Annotated in this window: 14 protein-coding genes; 7 read left to right on the top strand and 7 right to left on the bottom strand. The window is 65.8% G+C overall.

Annotated features, from left to right (window positions below; genetic code table 11):
- Positions 1 to 370: 370 nt before the first annotated feature.
- Complete coding sequence (locus OHA40_RS06205; RefSeq protein WP_330232105.1) at positions 371 to 955, top strand: hypothetical protein; 585 nt, start codon at positions 371 to 373, stop codon at positions 953 to 955.
- Positions 956 to 1020: 65 nt separating this feature from the next.
- Here the strand turns inward: OHA40_RS06205 and OHA40_RS06200 are convergent, their stop codons facing one another.
- The 3 genes from OHA40_RS06200 to OHA40_RS06190 all read right to left on the bottom strand — a co-directional run bounded on the left by OHA40_RS06200 (position 1021) and on the right by OHA40_RS06190 (position 2117).
- On the bottom strand, positions 1021 to 1518 hold the full coding sequence (locus tag OHA40_RS06200; protein WP_330232104.1) for a DNA-directed RNA polymerase subunit beta: 498 nt from the start codon (positions 1516 to 1518) through the stop codon (positions 1021 to 1023).
- Between the two features lie 167 nt (positions 1519 to 1685).
- On the bottom strand, positions 1686 to 1895 hold the full coding sequence (locus OHA40_RS06195) for a hypothetical protein (protein ID WP_330232103.1): 210 nt from the start codon (positions 1893 to 1895) through the stop codon (positions 1686 to 1688).
- 6 nt (positions 1896 to 1901) lie between these two features.
- Positions 1902 to 2117: a hypothetical protein gene (locus OHA40_RS06190; protein WP_330232102.1), complete on the bottom strand. Its 216-nt coding sequence runs from the start codon at positions 2115 to 2117 to the stop codon at positions 1902 to 1904.
- 280 nt (positions 2118 to 2397) lie between these two features.
- Here OHA40_RS06190 and OHA40_RS06185 point away from each other — a divergent pair, with 280 nt between their 5' ends.
- The 6 genes from OHA40_RS06185 (at position 2398) to OHA40_RS06160 (ending at position 7342) form a co-directional block, all read left to right on the top strand.
- Positions 2398 to 3615, top strand: coding sequence for a helix-turn-helix domain-containing protein (locus OHA40_RS06185; RefSeq protein WP_330234070.1), 1218 nt, complete (start codon positions 2398 to 2400; stop codon positions 3613 to 3615).
- A gap of 146 nt (positions 3616 to 3761) precedes the next feature.
- Positions 3762 to 4313 carry a hypothetical protein gene (locus tag OHA40_RS06180; RefSeq protein WP_330232101.1) on the top strand — a complete coding sequence of 184 codons (552 nt, stop codon included), beginning with the start codon at positions 3762 to 3764 and terminating at the stop codon, positions 4311 to 4313.
- Between the two features lie 494 nt (positions 4314 to 4807).
- The gene (locus tag OHA40_RS06175; RefSeq protein WP_330232100.1) at positions 4808 to 5299 is read left to right on the top strand and encodes a YbaB/EbfC family nucleoid-associated protein; all 492 of its coding nucleotides are present in this window, start codon (positions 4808 to 4810) and stop codon (positions 5297 to 5299) included.
- Between the two features lie 2 nt (positions 5300 to 5301).
- Positions 5302 to 5649, top strand: coding sequence for a type VII secretion target (locus OHA40_RS06170; protein WP_330232099.1), 348 nt, complete (start codon positions 5302 to 5304; stop codon positions 5647 to 5649).
- On the top strand, positions 5646 to 6539 hold the full coding sequence (locus OHA40_RS06165) for a WXG100-like domain-containing protein (RefSeq protein ID WP_330232098.1): 894 nt from the start codon (positions 5646 to 5648) through the stop codon (positions 6537 to 6539). The genes OHA40_RS06170 and OHA40_RS06165 overlap by 4 nt, the downstream gene beginning before the upstream one ends.
- A gap of 197 nt (positions 6540 to 6736) precedes the next feature.
- Positions 6737 to 7342 carry a hypothetical protein gene (locus OHA40_RS06160; RefSeq protein WP_330232097.1) on the top strand — a complete coding sequence of 202 codons (606 nt, stop codon included), beginning with the start codon at positions 6737 to 6739 and terminating at the stop codon, positions 7340 to 7342.
- Positions 7343 to 7411: 69 nt separating this feature from the next.
- Here OHA40_RS06160 and OHA40_RS06155 read toward each other — a convergent pair whose 3' ends face one another.
- The 4 genes from OHA40_RS06155 to pglY form a co-directional block, all read right to left on the bottom strand.
- Positions 7412 to 9541, bottom strand: a complete 2130-nt coding sequence (locus tag OHA40_RS06155) for a DEAD/DEAH box helicase (protein ID WP_330232096.1) — start codon at positions 9539 to 9541, stop codon at positions 7412 to 7414.
- Positions 9541 to 10878, bottom strand: coding sequence for a BREX system ATP-binding protein BrxD (brxD, locus tag OHA40_RS06150; RefSeq protein WP_330232095.1), 1338 nt, complete (start codon positions 10876 to 10878; stop codon positions 9541 to 9543). Before brxD ends, OHA40_RS06155 begins: the two co-directional genes overlap by 1 nt.
- A gap of 91 nt (positions 10879 to 10969) precedes the next feature.
- Positions 10970 to 13807: a BREX-2 system phosphatase PglZ gene (pglZ, locus tag OHA40_RS06145; protein WP_330232094.1), complete on the bottom strand. Its 2838-nt coding sequence runs from the start codon at positions 13805 to 13807 to the stop codon at positions 10970 to 10972.
- Positions 13804 to 17661: a BREX-2 system ATPase PglY gene (pglY, locus tag OHA40_RS06140; RefSeq protein ID WP_330232093.1), complete on the bottom strand. Its 3858-nt coding sequence runs from the start codon at positions 17659 to 17661 to the stop codon at positions 13804 to 13806. Before pglY ends, pglZ begins: the two co-directional genes overlap by 4 nt.
- Position 17662 lies beyond the last annotated feature (1 nt).

Below are 17662 nucleotides of genomic sequence, written 5' to 3'. Positions count from 1 at the left end.
ACCGCATCTGCATGGATTGCAGCCAGAACCGCGGGCACAGCATCCGTATCCGCAGGCACCACCACCGCAAGCGCAGCAGCCATATCCGCAGCCGTCGCATCCGAATGCAGAGCCACACGATTCGCAGTCGCCGCAGCAGTATCCGGTGCCGCAGCAAGGTGGTGGACAATACCCGCCGCCATACGCGCAGCACCACGAGCCCGCTGTGTCCGTCCCGGCGGCCGACGGGTAGCGGCTCGTCTTCGACTGTGCCGCCGACGCGCAGACCGCGGGACGTCTCAATCGTGCGGCCCTCTTCGCATGCTTCGATCCGATTCGGTTCCTGCTGTTCCTCGGTTCGGCCGCCGGGCTGTTCAGCCTGCTGATAGTCGTGAATGTCATCCGCGAGGGTTCCGAGGGGCTGGGTGACGGCGCGGGCGGCGGCGTCGTGTTCATACTCTGCTTCATCTTGTTCTGCATGGCTATCGGCCCGTTCCGGGCCTGGTCGCTGACCCGCAAACGGATTGCCTCCTATGCCTTTCCGGGCGCACTCATGCATGTCGAGTACGACAGCGAGGGCTTCGCCCTTTGCACGCCCGCCGAGGATTCGCGCATCGCCTGCCGGATTATTCGCCGCTTCAGACTCCGCGGCGACGTCGTGGTGCTGAGTTTCGATACCTCCGCGTCGTTGTGGGCGGCCTACGGGATACACCGAAGTTCGTCGCCCGGAGTCTGGGTGTGCGGCTCGATGGCCGCACCGGTAGTTCCGCGAAGGACGCACCAGCGCCGCCCACTGCGCAACCTGAATCGACACCAGGAAGTCGGTTCGGCCAGCCACGACGTGTATACGCGTCTCGCGTCCGCTGGTTCGATCATGTTCTGGCGGCGGAATCTTGTGAACTACCACCAGACCGTGGATGGTGGCGGCGGCGACTGTGTAGTGGAGGTCAATCGTTCGCTGGTCGCTTGGCGCTGAATCCGTCGGTGACAGTGGATGATTTGTCAGGGGCACGGGGCGATCGCGATCCACGTCCCGCAAAGCTACAACCGACGTGGTGTGTCGCGACCTTGGATTCCCTTGTGGTTGTGCGGTTTCAGGCCCGATCCGGCACAGCTGATGATCGACTGCACGACGGTGCTGATGTGGGGCCGGAAGGTGTCGCGTGGTGCGACGACCCATCGTCGGTATCCGGTGTTCTCGTCGCCGGGGGAGGGCAGGACTATTTCGCCGCCGTCGGGCACGATCGTCGCGGCTGCGCGCAGAAGTGCGGTGAAGATGTCTCTGTCGGCGGCGAGTGTGCCGGTGTCGTCGGGGCGGGCGAGGATGGTCCAGCGGTGGGAGCCGTGTGCAATGACGGGTCCGAGGAGGTATCGCCTGGCGAGGTGGTCGTGCACCATTCTGCCGAGCCACTCGGGAACGGTGACGGCGGCGATGTCTCCGGCGCAGGGTGATTCGCCGGGTTTCGGTGTGTACGAAGCATGGCAGTCCGCAGACGCGTCGGTAGTACAGGCAGCGGGTGAGTGCTGGGTCGGCGTCATGTGTATTCATGGCCTGCCCGCTGTGGACGGGTTGTGCGGGGTGCGGTGTTGTCGACCTGGCAGCGCATACCGGATTGGTCGGAATGCGAGGTCAGGATGAGATCTAGGTGGCATAGATGTTGTGTCCGTTTCAAATTCGAGGATGACGTGCGAAGTGCGGGGGAGTCTCAGTTCCAGAGCTGTGCGCACGGCGACGGCGGGTAGTCGTCGCGGATGTTGTCGTCGACGGTCACGGTGATTTCCGGGAACTGTCGGGCCAGTTGTTCGGCCACGTTTTGGCCTTGTTCGGCGCCCGCCTGATAGTCCAGGCTCAGTTCGCCGGATTCGATGCGAATGTGCCGCAGGCGGCGCGGATTCGGTGCTTCGGGACGGGGCATCCGGTCTCACCGTGGCTTGCTGGTGCTGGGCACCATCCGCCCGCTGTCGACTAACACCTGGCGCGCCGCTGCTTTGCGGAGGCAGTCTTTCGCGCGGCAGTCCAGATGGATGCGCATCACCTCATGCGCTTGATCGACGGTGAACGGCAGAATCGGCGCCTGGTGGGCAGCCGCGTCGCACAGCGCGATGAGCTGGTACACGGCGAGGGAATGCATGGGCACGTTGAGCCTCTCTGTGCAAGCACCGTTGGTCAGCGGTGCCCGGCGCCGGGGGCACTCGCCACCGGCTCGCCACTCTGGCGGGCCGGTGCGCCGTTCGAGGGTTGTGGCGTCGGCCCGGCGCCAGGCACCTGCGACCGAACGTAAGTGCCGCAAATGGCCAGGTGGGCGCCCAGATTCCGGTTTCGGTTCCGGCTATGCGAAGGGGCGTATATTCTGCCGAGGCATACGTTTTCGGGTGGACGCTCAGGGGAAATCAATCAACGATCGGGGGGTGCTCGACATGCACATGACGACCGGCGAAGTCATCCGGCGGATCAGGAAATCCATGGGCATGACCCAGACCGAGCTGGGCGCGCTCATCAACTTCTCCCAGCCTGCGGTCTCGACATTGGAGCGCGGCGGCCCGGCCTCCCACGATGTGCGGATTTTGCGGCTCATGGCCCGTGCGCTTCAGGTTCCCCTTGCCATACTGATAGTGGAGTCGGACCAGGAGGCAGATGTGGACCGTCGCAACTTCTTCAGAGCAGGGGCACTCGGAAGCGCGGGAGCCGCCATGATGGCGGCAACCGGATCGGCCCACGCCGGATCGGCATCCAGTGTGAAAATTGGTGCGAGCGATGTCGCCGCCATCAACGAGAGCGTGACTCAAATCCACGAGCTGGACTTGGCGGTCGGTGGCGACAGGTTATGCGGGGTGGCTGCCAACCAAGTCCGCTACGTCGAGCAACTCCTCCACCACGGCACCTACACCGATGGAGTTGGACGGGCGCTTACCAGCGCATGCGCCGAGATGATGACCGCCGCGGGTTGGGTCCATTTCGACGCGGGCCGGTTCGATGATGCTCGGCGTTATTACGTGAACGCGGCGCACGCCGCCAACGCGGCTGGCGACGGGATTGCAGCAGCTCATGCTTTGGGCAACGCCAGCTGCCTCATGGCGGTCGGAGAAGAGGTGGTCGGGAATCCGTTGGCCGTGCAGTACGCACAGGGGGCATCACGAGCATCGCGTCGTGACGGCGGCCCGAAACTACGAGCATTAATGGCGATACGCGAAGCTGAAGCCCAGGGAGCGCGTGGCGACAAGGCCGCTATGACGGCAGCGGTCAGCCGCGCACACCGAGCCTATGAATCGACTCGGGGACACGACCCGGATTGGGTGTACCTGCCCGAGGCTGAATTCGTAGGCGGTGTCGGCTGGGCACAGATGTGTATCAGTGACCATGCTGCGGCGACCGCCCACCTCCAAGCCGCGATCGAAAAATCGTCGGCATGGCCGCGGGAGCGTGCGGCGTGGCAGATCCACCTTGCGCAGAACTTCGTCAATGCCGGTGACATCGCCCAAGCATGCTCACTGCTCGCCGACAACTTCGACACCATCTCCAGCCTCGCCTCCACGCGCCTGAATCAGCGAATCGACGCAATCGCCAATGCGGTTCGCACGCATGCGGCAGTACCGGAAGTCCGGGAGTTCTTGGGGAGGCGTGCGGCGCGGGTCTAGCGCCTCGTGATGCAACGTGCGCTATTCACCACCGGGTCGTGAGCAGGGCAGTTCTGGCCGTACTCTTCCCAAAGCGTTGGGCCAGTTGGCCTTACGCCGGATCCGATGCCGACGGCGGATCGAGTCCATGTGGAATTGTGGGCACCATGTCGCACCGACTCCGAAACATCAGACCCCGCCGCGCGATCCGTCCGCGCGGCGCGGTAATCGTCGCCGTCCTCACCCTCACCGTGCTGGCAACGTCCGGGTGTGGCCAGTCGAAATCGGAGTCCATGAAGCTGGGCGACTGCGGCTATTTCACGCGGGGCCAAGCCAACCGTCCGTTTGAACTGGAGCACCGCAGCTGCACCGACCCCGAGGCCGCCCTGGTCGTCGTGCGCGAAGCATCGACCGTAAGGTGCCCTGACTACGCGTTCAGCCGGTCCAACCGGGGCGGGGCCAACAAGGCGAGCTACGTCTGCACCCAGCTGAACGCTCAGATCGGTGACTGCTTCAACAACCTGAGGTACAGGGATTTCGACGTATTCGATTTGCGGAAGGTGCCGTGTTCAACACCGGGGGCGTACCAGGTGAACACCCGCGTCGAGCGCCTCGACTACACGGTCTGCAACACCGCGAACAGCAAATACGGCGAGACCGCCGAAATCCGGCACACGCAGCCGCCGGTGTCGTTCTGCTCGCATCGCATCGGTACCTGACGACATCGTCGGCGAAACGGCAAGCGGCCGATGGCGCGCACCGTCGTGTTCGTCATCCGCCGCCCCCGCCCACCGACATCGCCGCCCAGCACGGCCATCGACTGAGATCGGCCAGTGGCGCGGCATCCGAAAACTCTGTGTGACAACGTATATTGCTCTCGCTCAATCGGTCGTCCGCGACACCTGCGGTTCGCTCTGTGCGCGGGCTGACGAACGGCGTGTCGTACATCGTCCGCCAGGGCCGTGCGGCTACGAGGAAGCGGCAGAATTCAGATGGAACCGATCGTCCCCGCGCTGCGTCAGTATCAAGTGATGGACCCAGCGAACGATGTCGGTGTGCGATCTGCACAGCGGCGGGTCAGTCGGAGTAGGTAGTTGCGAAGTGGGAGGTGTTGATGGACGGATTCGATCCGGAGCGTGCTGCGGAGGACTTTGCGCAGTTGGCGGCGGATTTTGAGCGTCGAGCCGGCCGGTTTCAGGAGTTGCAGGGGCGCATGACGGCCCTGACGGTCACCGAGTCCAGTGGCGATGGCCGTGTCAGTGTCACCGTGGAAAGCAGCGGCGTACCGACGGCGATCAACCTATCGGCGGGTTCGCGAGGGATGGACCCGGCGGTGCTGTCCGACGAGATCATGTCCTGTCTGCGACGAGCACACTCGGTATTGCGCACGGAGGTAACCGAACTCGTGCAGAACACCGTCGGGGACGACGAGGCAGGCGTCGCGATCATCGATCAGTACGCCCAGCGGTTTCCCGATCCCGAGCCGCAGGCAGCTGCTCCGATCGAACGCCCCGCACTCCCTCCGTCCGGCGATGTACCGCCTTCGGGGGTGCGTCCTTACTTCCCGGCGCAGCCCGGGGCGGCGTCGACGCTCTCGCGATCGACCGAGCCGCCACGTAGTCGTAAACCCAACCGTGAGCAGATCGTTGTCCCGGATGAACCCGACCCGGAGACCGAGTACTACAACCGTTCTTGGTTGGTGTGACCGTGACCAATCCTGACGCGATCTCCGTCGACCCCGAAGAAGTACGCAGTCACGCCTCCAAGCTGCAAACACTCATGGAGAGTTTGCAGGTGTCGCTCGAAGCCGCCACCTATCTCGGCGCCGCGGACGACGGTTTCGGGGAGATTCCCCGGCCGCTGGTGCACATGGTGTTGGACGAGAAACACCGGAAAACCGTCGACGTGATACGCAAGCTTGCGGAGGACGTCGCGGTGCTGCCGGACAAACTCATCACCGTCGCAACGACATTCGAAGACAAGGACGGCGCATTCGGCAGGTCGGTGACCGAGCTGCGCGAGACCATCGCAGATGCACCGGGAGGCCCGAAGTGAGCACGAGGATAGGCGATTGGCTCAATGAGAACACTCCCGGTTTCGACGACCCGAAGAAGCCCGAGAACAACCGGCTGCTGGCCAAGGCCGAGACCGACTACCGGGAGGAGTATTTCCAGGAGACCGTCTTCTGGATGCACGACATCGGGCTGAAGCAGGACGAGGAGACCAAGCTCCCAGGCATCTTGTCCGGCACCATTGCCGGTGACGCATGGGAGGCGTACGCGAATTTTCGAAACGGCAAGACATTCGAATCGGTCACCGGCGGCATCGGTGTAGCTGCAACTGCAGTAGGATTCGATCCCTTCGGATTCGTGGGCGATCAGATTGCCGGATGGATGCTGACGCACGTCGAGCCCTACCGGAAACAGCTGGACGGGCTCGCCGGAAACGACAAGATGGTGCAGGCGTATTCCGATACCTGGAAGAAAGTCGCTGAAGAGCTGACTGGTATGAGCACGACATGGAAATCGGGGGTGGAGGCCGACATCGCGACATGGACCGGGAGCGCCGGAGAAGCCTACCGAAACCGGGCCACGGACCTTATCGACCAGATTTCTGGGGCTGGTGGGATAGCAGCCACGCTTGGCGAAATCATGGAAACCGTGTCGAAGATCGTCAAGGCGTTCCGGAAGATGGTGCAGGACATTCTGACCAGCCTGGCAGGGGCGCTGATCGGCTACACCATCGAGCTGGCACTTTCCATGGGTGCCGCGGGACCACATGTCGCCGCGGCGGTAATGCTCAGGATCGGCCGCGACGGTTTGAAGATTTCCAAGTTGCTTTATGACATGTTGGCAGCCTTCAAGGACGTGAATACGCTCGCCCAGGCTGTTACCGCCGTCCTGCACGCACTCCTGGGCAAGGAAAACCAACCTGCGCAAGCGTGACACCTGAGTCCGGTTGGTCCCTGGCGAATTGCTTGCGAAGAGCTGCCACCACCGAAAAGGAATCACACACTGTGAACAACGAGCAACGGCCGGGCTCATATGTCGGCGGTCCCGGGAGCCAGCCATACCCGCCTCCACCACACGTTGGCCATGCGGGCCACGGCGGCCCGACTCAACCGCACGGGGGCGGGCCGCCCATGCTGCACAACACATTTCAACCACAACCGCACGGTGCGCCGGAAGTCCATTCGTATGGCGGGGCCACCCACTATGTGCCGCCGCCGATGCATACCGTTGACCGGCCGAGGCTTCGGTTCTTTCAGAACGTCGAGCGTCACCCGGTGGAAGCCTACCGGCCGGAGCCAGGGCAGACCGGGGTCGTGGTCGACACCTCCTACTTCCGGTGGTGGTTGGTGGCGCCCCTCTACGCGGCAACCGGACCGCGAATATATGTGAACGGCAACGAAGTACCGAACGCCTCCTCCTGGGGATCGACCTTCGTTCCTCTGGCCCCGGGTCTGTACCGCATCGAAGTCCTTACGCGGAGACCCCACGCGGCCTTGGTAATTCTCATGAAGGCATGGGATTTCGATATGGGTCCAGCGGAAGCCGTCGTACCGGTAGAACCCGGATGTCGAACACCGGTCTACTATCGCTCACCTGGGTTCTACCTCCTGCCAGGGGCGATCGCACCCAAACCCCCGAGAACGCCTGGACTGAACTGGATCCGCTTCAGTTGGCTGGCCGTGAGCGTGATGCCCGCCCTGATGTTGTTCGCGTTGGCGATGAACATCCTCGACTGAGCCGCAAACTGTTAATCCGCCGCCGAAGATCCGGCTCTTTCTTCGCTTCCGCAGAAACCATGGTGATGTTCAGTCGGTGAAATGGAACCGCACATGTTCGCTCAGCAGCGTCTCGGCGTTGTCGAGATCAGCCAGCCGCGCGGCGACCGTTGCGGTGGCAAGGCTTTCGGGGAGGACATCGGAAAACTTCAATCCTCTGACGGCACGTTTATCGACCGTGGGTAGCGTCGAACACGATTTGCCGCCCGCCGAACCACGCGCGGTGCGCCAGATGTCCACAGTGAGGTCCGGTCGCAGGCGAACTGCGAAGTCGGATGGGCGTTGCGCAGGGTCGACGACCTCGGCCAACGTCGCCGCCAGGGTGGCGTTGGCCCGATAGCCCGCCCAGGTCCACCAGCGAGTGATTCCACCCGCGCGGGTGATGGTGGTTGTCTGCGACGTTCCGGTCTCCGGCTTTCTCGCGTGACGTTGCTCGGCGAGCTTCGTCGAAGCCCGCTTGGTCAGTGATACCGGTGGGTCTGTGCCGAGCAATACGTCACGGATGGCACGGGTGAGCTCGAACGACAGTCCACGCAGGCCGAGGCTGGACCACTTGGCGATACCGCCGCCCTCGGCGGCCTCGACGAAGACCCGCTTGCGGTTCCAATCGATATACGTCACGCGCCAGCTTCGTCCGGCGAGCAGCAACAGCCGGGGCCCGGGTCGGTCGTCGGTGAGGACAGAGGCGTCGGCATGCCCGATCTCTTGGCGTCCGGCCAGCACGGTGAACTGGGGTGGCGCAGTGAATGCGGCGGTCAGTTCGAGGAAATGGCGGCGCCCGAAGCGTTTCTCGGCCTCTGGGCCGACGTGCAGCAGGCCGCCGTCGTCTTCGAGATAGCCCGCATCGGTGAGGTGGCGCAGGATCGGCTCGGCAGAACCATCGAAGGGGGCCAAGCCGTTCCACTCTCGCCGCCACAGCCGATTGCCCAGAGTGTGTCGCTGCAGGGTGACGGCGAGGAGTTGCTGGGCGACGAGGTGTCGCGGCTCGGGTGGCGCGGCGACCCGCTCGACCCAGCCGCGGCTCCACAGCAGCAACAAGCCGGCCGCCTGCACGAGAGACTCCTCCGTGGTGGCCAGGAACAAGCAGTTGCGGGTACTGCCCGACCGCCGTCCGGTCCGGCCGATGCGTTGCAGGAAGGAAGCGACTGTGGTGGGGGAGTCGATCTGGATCACCCGATCCAGGTCACCGACGTCGATGCCGAGCTCGAGTGTCGAGGTCGCGACGATGACGCAGTCGCGCGCCTCGGCGAAAGCCCGTTCCGCGCGGGCGCGCTCGTCGGGCGAGAGGGAGGCATGCGACAGGAAAACGGTGACCTCTCGTGCGCGCAGGGCGGCGCCCAGCTGTTCGACTTGGCGGCGCGAATCGCAGAAGACCAGACGTTTCTCGCCACGGTGCAGCGCGGCGATCACCTTGGCAGCATTGGCGAGCGAGCCGACATAGTCCAGCTCCACTTCCCCTGGCGGGGGACTCGCGGCGGGTTTGCCGTCGGTCGGCATGTCCGGGGCGACGACTCGGCCTGGCCGGGAACCGGCGCCAGAACCCTGCAGCCAAGCCAGCAGCTCCTGCGGGTTTCCTACGGTGGCCGACAATCCAACCCGTTGGATGGGACCACCGGTGACGCGCTGCAGGCGTTCCAGCACGGCCAGCAGATGCCAGCCACGATCGTCGCCTGCAAAAGCATGGACCTCGTCGACCACCACGGCACGGATACTTCCGAGCAGTTCGCCGTGATCGGTTTTTACCCCGATCAGCATGGCTTCCAACGACTCCGGGGTGGTGAGCAGAATGTCCGGTGGCTCCTGGCGGATGCGTATGCGTTGGGATTCGGTGGTGTCGCCGTGCCACAGCGCCGCGCGGCGGCCCAGCCATTGGGCGTAGGCGTCGATGCGGCTGACAAGGTTGTTCAGCAGCGCCTTCAGCGGGCACAGGTACAACACCGAAACGCCTGTCCATTGCTGCTGGACCATTGCCGACAACAGCGGGAAGCTGGCGGCCTCCGTCTTACCGCCCGCGGTGGGCGCCAGCAGCACCGCGTCGTCGCCGTCGAGCAGGGGAGTAATCGCCGCCTTCTGCAAGGGTCGCAGATCGGGCCAGCCGAGGGTGTTGACAATGTGATGCACCACGACCGGGTCGAGGCGGTCGAGCGGGTCGACTGCCATCACAGGTCGAGGTCTATCTCATCGGCCGTCGCACCGGGCCGTTCGTCGGCGGCCAGGTTGCGTTCGGTGTCGGTGAGTTCGGTCGTGTGCACGGTGAGCCGGTAGTGCTGCCGTGGATCGAAATCCGGAAACTGGTCGATCCGATCCAGCACGTCGCCGACGAGCTTCTTCAGGAACAACCGAGGTGCGACGCCGACTTTGCCGCCGAGCGAACCGCTCACCGCACGGGCCAGGTCGGTGACGTAGGCGTCATCGGCCACCTTGCTGATCCGCGCCCCGGATTCGGCGCCTGCCGCATACAGGTCGCGAATCGTGATACCCAGTGCGGTGAGCGAGTCGAGTGTGAAGCCGGAGAGACGTAGTTGCACCGCACGCGGGTTGTCGAAGCGTGGGTCGGTGGTGAAGTCGGTGGCAAGTCGTTGTGCGAGCGGGGCGAGCCGCTGGACTCCCTGCTGTCCGTCGTAGAACGCGGGCGTCCCCGTGATCAGCAGGTACAGCCCGGGGAAGCGGCCCGAATACACCTCGTCGATAAGCTGGCGCAGTGCGTTCAGTGCCTTGTCGCGGGCGTCGGAACGCACCCGCTGCAGCGTTTCCACCTCGTCGAGGACGACGAGCAGGCCGCGGTGCCCACTGTCGTGCAGCACCGTGAGCAGGCCCTGCAAGAAACCGAACGCGCCGAAGTGGTCGAGCTCGCCGCGCACCCCGGCGGCGCGGCGAGCGGCCGCCGCGACATTCGGCTGGCCGCCGAGCCAGGCCAGCACCGCGGACGCGGTCGCTTCGTCGCCGTGCACGAGCGCGGCCCGGTAGCCACGTAGCGCGGTCGCGAAGGACGGTGCATGCCTGGAGACCTCGGCAAGCCGGGCGGTCATCAGCTCATCGACCGCGGTTGACAGGTTGTCCTCGTCGGCGCCGTCGGTAAGTGCGTCCTCCTCCAGGGTGTAGAACCACGCGTCGATGACCGAGCGCAGCGCGCTGGGCGGAAAGCTGGAGGTGGTGAGGCGCTCGGTGAGCCGACGATACACGGTCTCCAACTTGTGCAGCGGAGTCTCGGTCTCGGAGATCTGCACCTCGGCGACCGCGAAATTGCGTCGCTTGGCGCGTTCGGCGAGCCAGCGGGCGAAGAAGGTCTTGCCCGACCCGTACTCGCCGCGCACCGCCTTGAACACCGATCCACCGTCAGCGACGGCATCGAACTCGGCGTCGATCGCGGATTCGAACCGGGCCAGCCCGGTCGCCAGCAGGTCCAGTCCGCTCTCCGGCACCGCACCGCGACGCAGGGCATCGATCACCGCGCGACGACGGCCTGCGCTCACCTGGGCCGGTTGAACTGTGCTCACCTACTCGAGTCTCCCATGGGAACCGTGCTCGCCTGTGCCGGAACGTGGCTCGGGACCGGCAGGCAGACGGGGCAGTGCGAGGATCCGTAGGTCACGCCAGCTCGAACTGTTCGCGCAGCTGCCGGATGGACAGCTTCAGGGTGCGGCCGTCGGCGTCGGTTTTCAGGACCTCCACACCGTCGAAGTTGAGCAGCTGGCGCAGGATGGCGGCGAAGCCTTCGGCACGGATCGGTCGTTCACCGATCCGCTGGGCCAGTGCCGTGGCGGACAGGGGCGTCTCGAACAGCGCACGGATCGCCTTCTCCAGTTTCTGCTCCTGCGGGGGGCGGGCCAACAGCAGCCGTTGGGCCTGAAAGGTTTCCGACGCGAGCAGTCGTGCTACTAGGTCGTCACTGTTCGTCGCTCCTGATGGGTGAGGCGCCGACGCTACGGGGAGATCGAACATGGGGGCGGTGCCGTCATGGCGTTCCTTGGCGGCGCGTGCGGCCTGCCGGTGGCGTGTGGTCGATTGGACCGCGTTCGTAGCGGCGGCGGGTACCGAGTCGTCCGGGTTCCACCAGCGTGGTTCCTGACTGCCCAGCTCCCGCCACCCCTTGGGCTGTTCGGCACCCAATGGCAGGAACGCCAGCACCGGAATGGTGACCTCGCCGAGCGAGGCGCCGCCGTGGTAGCCGGCCTTCTGCATGGTGTAGCGAGAATCGTTGTCCCACAAAGCAATAATTTGTGCGCCGCATTCCGGCGCGACCACCCGCGGGCCGGACAGGACGATCTCGGTCTCGCCGAGTTCCTCGCGCTGCGGATCAGCGAGCCGATGGCGGGCCGATCGGCCGGTGCCGTGGTCGTCGACCCGCACACCATGCCGGTCGACAACGTGGCCGTGGTCGCTGGTGAGCAGCACCGCCATGTCGTGGTCGGCGGCTGCGCGCAACAGGGCACGCAGATCGCCGATCTCGGAGAGCTGCCACTGCGGGTCACCGAGTTTGAGTTCCTGGCCGAGCCGGTCGTCGATGGTGCTCAGCACGACCGCGACGTGCGTGTCCGGCTCGTCAAGGGCAGCGGTGAGCTCGGTGCCGAACGGGTGGCCGGGTTCGGCCCGCAGGTCGTTCTTGTGAAACACGGCCGCGGATTTGCCGCCCCAGAACCGATGTTGCGGAAACAGCCGACGCTCGTCGTCCTGATCACCCTGCATGAGCTGTCCGGCGAAGAGCGAGGTTCGCGACACGGTGGTCCAGCTGGGCAGTGCCGCGGCCATGGCGCGGCGCTGCTCCTCTCGTCCGTCGGACACCGGATCGTATTCGGTCCAGCCGATGCGTAATTGGTCAGCGATGGCGGTCGCGATGGCGGCGCTCATTCCGTCCAGGACGATCAGCATCACTCGCCGCTGTCCGGCGACCGGCGCCACCACCCGGGCGAGGAAGGTTTCGACCGTGAGCATCCACCCGGGATCGGTGCCCGCTTCGGTCCAGCCGCGCAGGGCCAGTGCGAATTCGTAATCGAACTCGCGCCTGCGTTCTCTAACCCGTTCGGTGAGAACCTTGTACGGAACCTTCAATGCTGGATCGGTGTCGCCACCGGCCTCGACGAAGTCGAGTGCGCGATCCACCCAGCCGGTTTCGGTGATGTGCCGTTGCAAGGCGTCGGCGACCGTGTGGGCGGTGGGATCGGGATCGCTCGCCAGCCATCGAGCCAAACGCCGAGCCATCTCGATGCGGTTGATTCGTACCGTGTAGTCCTCGTCGGCGGCCAGGTGATGCGCTCGCAACTCATCGAGCGCCTTCCCGGCCGCCGTGAGATCCTCACGGCCGAGCGCGTGCCCGACCGCGGTGAACCGTGCCTCCAACCCAGCTTTCAGAATCGGGCTGGCCTGGATCGCACTGTCGGCGCCGAAGTCCCGGGCGAGGATGGCGGCGCGATCCAGAGTCGGGTAGGCCACCTTGCGGGCCTGCAGCGCCGCCATCGCCCACGACGTGTTCTCGGTGCGGGCCCGTGGATCGTTGGCGCGGTCGATCAGATTCGCGACGTAATCCGCACTGGTCCGGCCGAATACGGTCATTCGCCGGTCGAGCTCTTCCCCGGTGACCGGCGGGTGGTCGCCGAGCCGGCGTTCGGCCCGGCCCCGCGCCTGATACACGCTGTTGTCGGGGTTCGGGTGCAGCCACAACGCCGCGCACACCAGACCGTAGGCGAGCGCGTCGGCGCCGTTGCCCGCCAGCACGAGGTCGAGCAGCACCTTGCCGGCCGAGCCTGCCTGCCCGACGCGGCCGAGGAAGTCGCACAGACCGATTCGTTCCGGTTCTCGCAGTGCGCGTAGCAGTTCCGGTCCACCGGGTGTGTGAGACCAGCGCAGGAGCACCTCCGGGTCCAGCCGGCTGGCGCCCGGCTCGACCCCGGACAGTCGCAGGCGCCGCACCGCCAGCGCCACGAGGGCTTCGTCCCGCGAAAGCACGCCACCGGCCACGCGAGGCCAGCCGTGCGGGCCCGCGGCGTCGAGCAGCGGCTCCGCCGCCCAGGTTTCGCGCTTGAGCCATTCGTCGATTTCGGTGGCGCCGAACGCCTGCCGCACCACCTCCCACCGGTCCACCTGGTTGATGCGCTGCCGGAAGGTGCGCGCGAGGATCGCCGGGTCCAGCTCGTCGTGTTCGCGGTCGGTCAGCACTACAAGCACCCAGGGTTCGGTGGACCCGCTGTCGTTGCTGAGATGGGTGAGCACCTGTTCGTGCACCGCCAGTACCGACGGTGTCGCGACGACGCGCGCCCGCTCCGATCCGAACGGCAGTTCGCCGTCGTCGTCCCACACCGGCGCTCCGCGCAACAGCACCACGGTGCGGTTGCCGTTCGCTGCCTTGGCCAAGGCGTACACCGAAAGATACTGGGCCACTGCGGCTTTCGACAGTCGCAAGGCACTCGCGGGAGAGGTAGCCGATGTCATTCGATCACTCGCCAGTCGATCTCGATGGTGGCGCCGGGGTTGCGGTCGACGATGTCCGCCAGTTCCGCGGTGAGATCGGCGACGGCGTTGCGGGCCGTCGTCCGGCGGCTACCCGTGCGTCGCACGCCGTCGGTGCCCGCCCTGGGCGCGCGATCGGGTATCGATGGGTGAGTGGTGCCCGTATCGAGTTGGACGTCACCTGCCCGCGGCTCCGGCGCCGGGGGCAGGGTGGGCCGCTGCGGTTGCTGCGCCCGGATCAGGGCCGTGACCTTGCGCGGGGTCTCCTCCAGTACGGCGACCAGGTCGGTGGTGAACTGGTCGGCGCGTGCGGCGTTGCGCAACGACTCCAGCAGAGTCTCGCCCTCGGTGCCGAGGTCGATGGCGACCTCGAGGTGGTCCCACGGGGCGCGGGCGAGCGCGTCCGCCACTGCGTGGGCTTGTTTGATGGCGGCGCCGTACCGTCCGGGGTTCGGCTCACCGAGATCGAACCGCGCGACTGCCTCGATGGTCTGTTTCGCCGAGGACGAACCGATACCGGCGGATTCCATCGCGGTCAGCAAAGCGACAGCTTGCCGGGCGATGGCCAGGCGACCGGTGTCACCGCCCTCGGCGAGGCCGAGGAATTCCGCATTCCGTTCCAGCTGCCGCACCAGCTCCGCCGCGGCCTCCTTGTGTGTACGCGCGAAGGCGATGATCTGGCGGGCGAACTGCTGCACCAGCCGCCCGCGGCGTAGCGTCGGCGCTTTCTCCCCGGCGATGGTCTCGAAACGCTGGCGAGCGGTCTCCCAATCCTGTTCGGACGGCGCCGGTTGCGTGCGCAGCGCATCACCGGCCTTGATCTGATGCAGTTCCGGCGCCGGGTCGAGCGGCATCCCGGCGCGCACCCACACCCGGTCGTCCATCTCCGCGAACGCGGCGACGGCGAGGTTCGCCACAAAGGTGTCCAAGCCACGCGGTTTCGGCAGATTCGTCCATTCGATGAGGGTGGTCACCGGGAGATCGCCGGTGACGCCCTCGACCCGGGCGGTGCGCTTGAAATGATCAGCCCAGGAGCGCGACAGCTCGAAATACGCCTCATTCTGCGCGCCAAGGCCCAGCGGGACCGCCAGCCGCCGCATGATCTTGTGATCCTTGGACGCGTCCACCCGGCCGTCACGCGCCTCCGCGGCCTTACGCACATGGGCGAACACGGTTTTCGCGTCGGCGGGTTTCACCGCGATCCCGGTGTTGTCGGGGTCGAAATCCGGGTGATCCGGGTACTGGTGTGCCAGCAGCGCGCCTGCGACTCGACGGACCGCCTCGGCCATCGACTGGCCGAGCGGCAGGGTGAGTCCCTCGATATCCGGCAGCGGCTGCAGGTGGTCCTCGAAAGACTTCTGCACGTCCGCATCCTGCTTGTCGGCGAGACCGTAGGCTTGTTTGAACGCCGCTTTCAGCTGCGCCATCAGTGTTTCGCGCTGATCGGTCAGCAGGTTGCGGGCCATGGCCCGGTGGTCGGCGTTGAGATGTGCGGCGTACTGGCTGTCGAAGCGGCCGGGATCGGCCAGTGCCTTGTCGATCTTCACCAGCCGCTGGAAGCTGTCCCAGCGTGGCTTGGACAGGTGGTCGGGCAGCCAGGCCAGTGTTCGGGTGGGGTGGCCCTGCTGGCGTTGCCGCAGCTCCCTGATCCGGTTCGCGTCCTCGCGGGCGGAGTGGTCGTCCTCGTCGAACGGCAGGTCGATGACGATCCGCCACAGGGTGGGGTCGAACGGGTCCATGTCGTGGTTGGGCAGCTCGTTCTCGTCGCGGACGTTGCCGAACACCACCTCGACGGTGCGTAGCGAGCCGCGCCACACGAACCGCAGCTCGTCGGCGCTCACGCGGCCGTCCGCGGGCTGAATGCCGAATTCCTCCATCAGAATTCGCCTCGCCAGCGCGGCACGATTGGCGCGGTTGTTGTTGACGTCGGCGTTCGCGAGCACCGACTCCAGATTCACCCCGGACAGTTCCAGCCGCACGCTGGGATCGGCGCCGTCGCCGATCTTGATCTCGGCGAACCTGCCTGCCCATTCCCGCACCTTGGACGCGATGGTGCCGTCCTCGAGGCCGGGAATCGGCGCCGTCACCGAGCCGTAGTTGAGCGCACCGAGACGCCGGACGGTCAGATCGTGCAGGGCGGGCGCTCCCGGCGCCAGCGCCGACAACAGCAGGGTGCCCACGAGCTGGTTGTCGCCGACGAACTGCTTGCACCGCCCGGCCAGCCTCTTGTCCGTGATCGTGTCCGGCCGGTGCAGGTACTGCTCGATGTCGTCCTCGGTGACGTCGTACTGCGCCAGCAGGTACGGCCGCAACCCGGTCTTGTACAAGCGGTCGGCGGCCTCGAACATCACCTTCTTGTCCGCCACGAACGGCCGGTCACCGCCCGCGGTGATCACCGAATACAAGTCGCCGAGCGGAATCAGCTGGCCCAGCCGCAGGTTGGCGCGACGGTCGGCGAGCAATTGGCCCATCAGTTTCAGGCCGGTCCGGGCCCGCTGCAGATCCGACGAAATCTGCACGAGCGTGGACAGGAAGGCGGGGGAGAACGGGTACGAGCGTTTGAACGACCCCTCGTCGGCGCCGGTGCTGTCCTGCTCCGAACCGAGCAGCGTGTCCCACACCTGCGGGCGCAGCCGCTTGGTGTCGGCGAATGCCGCCTCGATCTGTGCCCGCGCCGCCTCGTTCTTCGGTTTCAGCAGCCGCTCGTGTGCGATCTCCGGCAGATTGCGGTCTTCGAGTTCGATCAGGTCGAACCGGCCCGACGCCAGGTTGAGGTTGTCGTGGATCGCGGCCTCGTACGCGCCGGACGCTTCGCCGCCCAGCAATTCCCGCGGATCACGTTGGCGCGCGATGAAAGACACGATCGGGATCGTGCGCCGCTGGTCGCCACCTTCCCGGAAGTTCGTCATCTTCTCGGTTTCCCTGGCGATGAACGGCAGGTCGTGCATTTTCTGGTGCAGCCACAGGATCAGCTCGTCCAGGAACAGGATCAGCCCGTCGTAGCCGAGAGATTTCGCGTGGTCTGCGATCACCGACAGTCCCGCGTCGAGCGAGATGAATCCGTGCTCGTTCTCGGCGGCGTCGCGGGTGAACCCGGTGATCAGCGTTTCGGCGGCGTCGTTGACGAGTTTCGCGCGCAGCTCCGCCGGAGTCGACGGGTCGACCAAATTCAGCGACGCGCCCGGCTCATGCGCCTCGGCGGCGGACATCGCGGTGTCGAGCAGATCGGCGGTCCAGAACGCCGCATCGCCCCACTCGTTGTCCTCGTCGGTATAGCCGGAGTTCAGGACCTTGAGCACGGCGTCGTCGCCCATGGTCTTGCGCAGGTTCGCCAGGCTGTCGAACATCGCGTCGGTGCGGTACACCGGGGGCAGCGGGGCGTCCGGATGCAGTGTGCGTACATGGTCGACATAGCCGCCGAGCACGCGCTGTTCCATCGCCTTCGCGCCGATCATGTGATACGGCACCAGCAGGAATTTCTTCCCGTCGGTCTGCAGCCACTCGTGCTTGGCCAGCACCGGCTCGAACTCGGTGCGGCGCCGGGCCACGGGGTTGCCGGACAGCAGCGCATACAGCACCGCCATGAAATGCGACTTACCGGAACCGAACGAGCCGTGCAGGTAGGTCGGCTTGGAGGTGTGCCCGTCCATCGCCGCCTTGATCAGGTTCAGCGCCTGATCGTAATTGCCGAGCAGTCGCTCCGTGACCACGTAGTCACGCACCGCCTGTGTGGCGTCATCCTCCGACACCGCCTCGACCAGGCCCTGCACGAAGTCGGAGGTGGAGATCGTCTCCTTGATGTCGATCAGGTCCGCCAGCAACGGCTTCGGTGCCATG

The organism is Nocardia sp. NBC_00508 (genome assembly GCF_036346875.1).
In the GTDB taxonomy this organism is placed as follows: domain Bacteria; phylum Actinomycetota; class Actinomycetes; order Mycobacteriales; family Mycobacteriaceae; genus Nocardia.
The sequence above is the reverse complement of the archived record's forward strand: the minus strand, read 5'-3'. Positions and strand labels throughout refer to the sequence as shown.

Coding starts and splice junctions, on each gene's coding strand:
- OHA40_RS06200 (WP_330232104.1), bottom strand. CDS start 1,518: ATGACGCCGACCCAGCACTCACCCGCTGCCTGTACTACCGACGCGTCT.
- OHA40_RS06195 (WP_330232103.1), bottom strand. CDS start 1,895: ATGCCCCGTCCCGAAGCACCGAATCCGCGCCGCCTGCGGCACATTCGC.
- OHA40_RS06185 (WP_330234070.1), top strand. CDS start 2,398: ATGCACATGACGACCGGCGAAGTCATCCGGCGGATCAGGAAATCCATG.
- OHA40_RS06180 (WP_330232101.1), top strand. CDS start 3,762: ATGTCGCACCGACTCCGAAACATCAGACCCCGCCGCGCGATCCGTCCG.
- OHA40_RS06175 (WP_330232100.1), top strand. CDS start 4,808: ATGACGGCCCTGACGGTCACCGAGTCCAGTGGCGATGGCCGTGTCAGT.
- OHA40_RS06160 (WP_330232097.1), top strand. CDS start 6,737: ATGCTGCACAACACATTTCAACCACAACCGCACGGTGCGCCGGAAGTC.
- OHA40_RS06155 (WP_330232096.1), bottom strand. CDS start 9,541: ATGGCAGTCGACCCGCTCGACCGCCTCGACCCGGTCGTGGTGCATCAC.
- pglZ (WP_330232094.1), bottom strand. CDS start 13,807: ATGACATCGGCTACCTCTCCCGCGAGTGCCTTGCGACTGTCGAAAGCC.
- pglY (WP_330232093.1), bottom strand. CDS start 17,661: ATGGCACCGAAGCCGTTGCTGGCGGACCTGATCGACATCAAGGAGACG.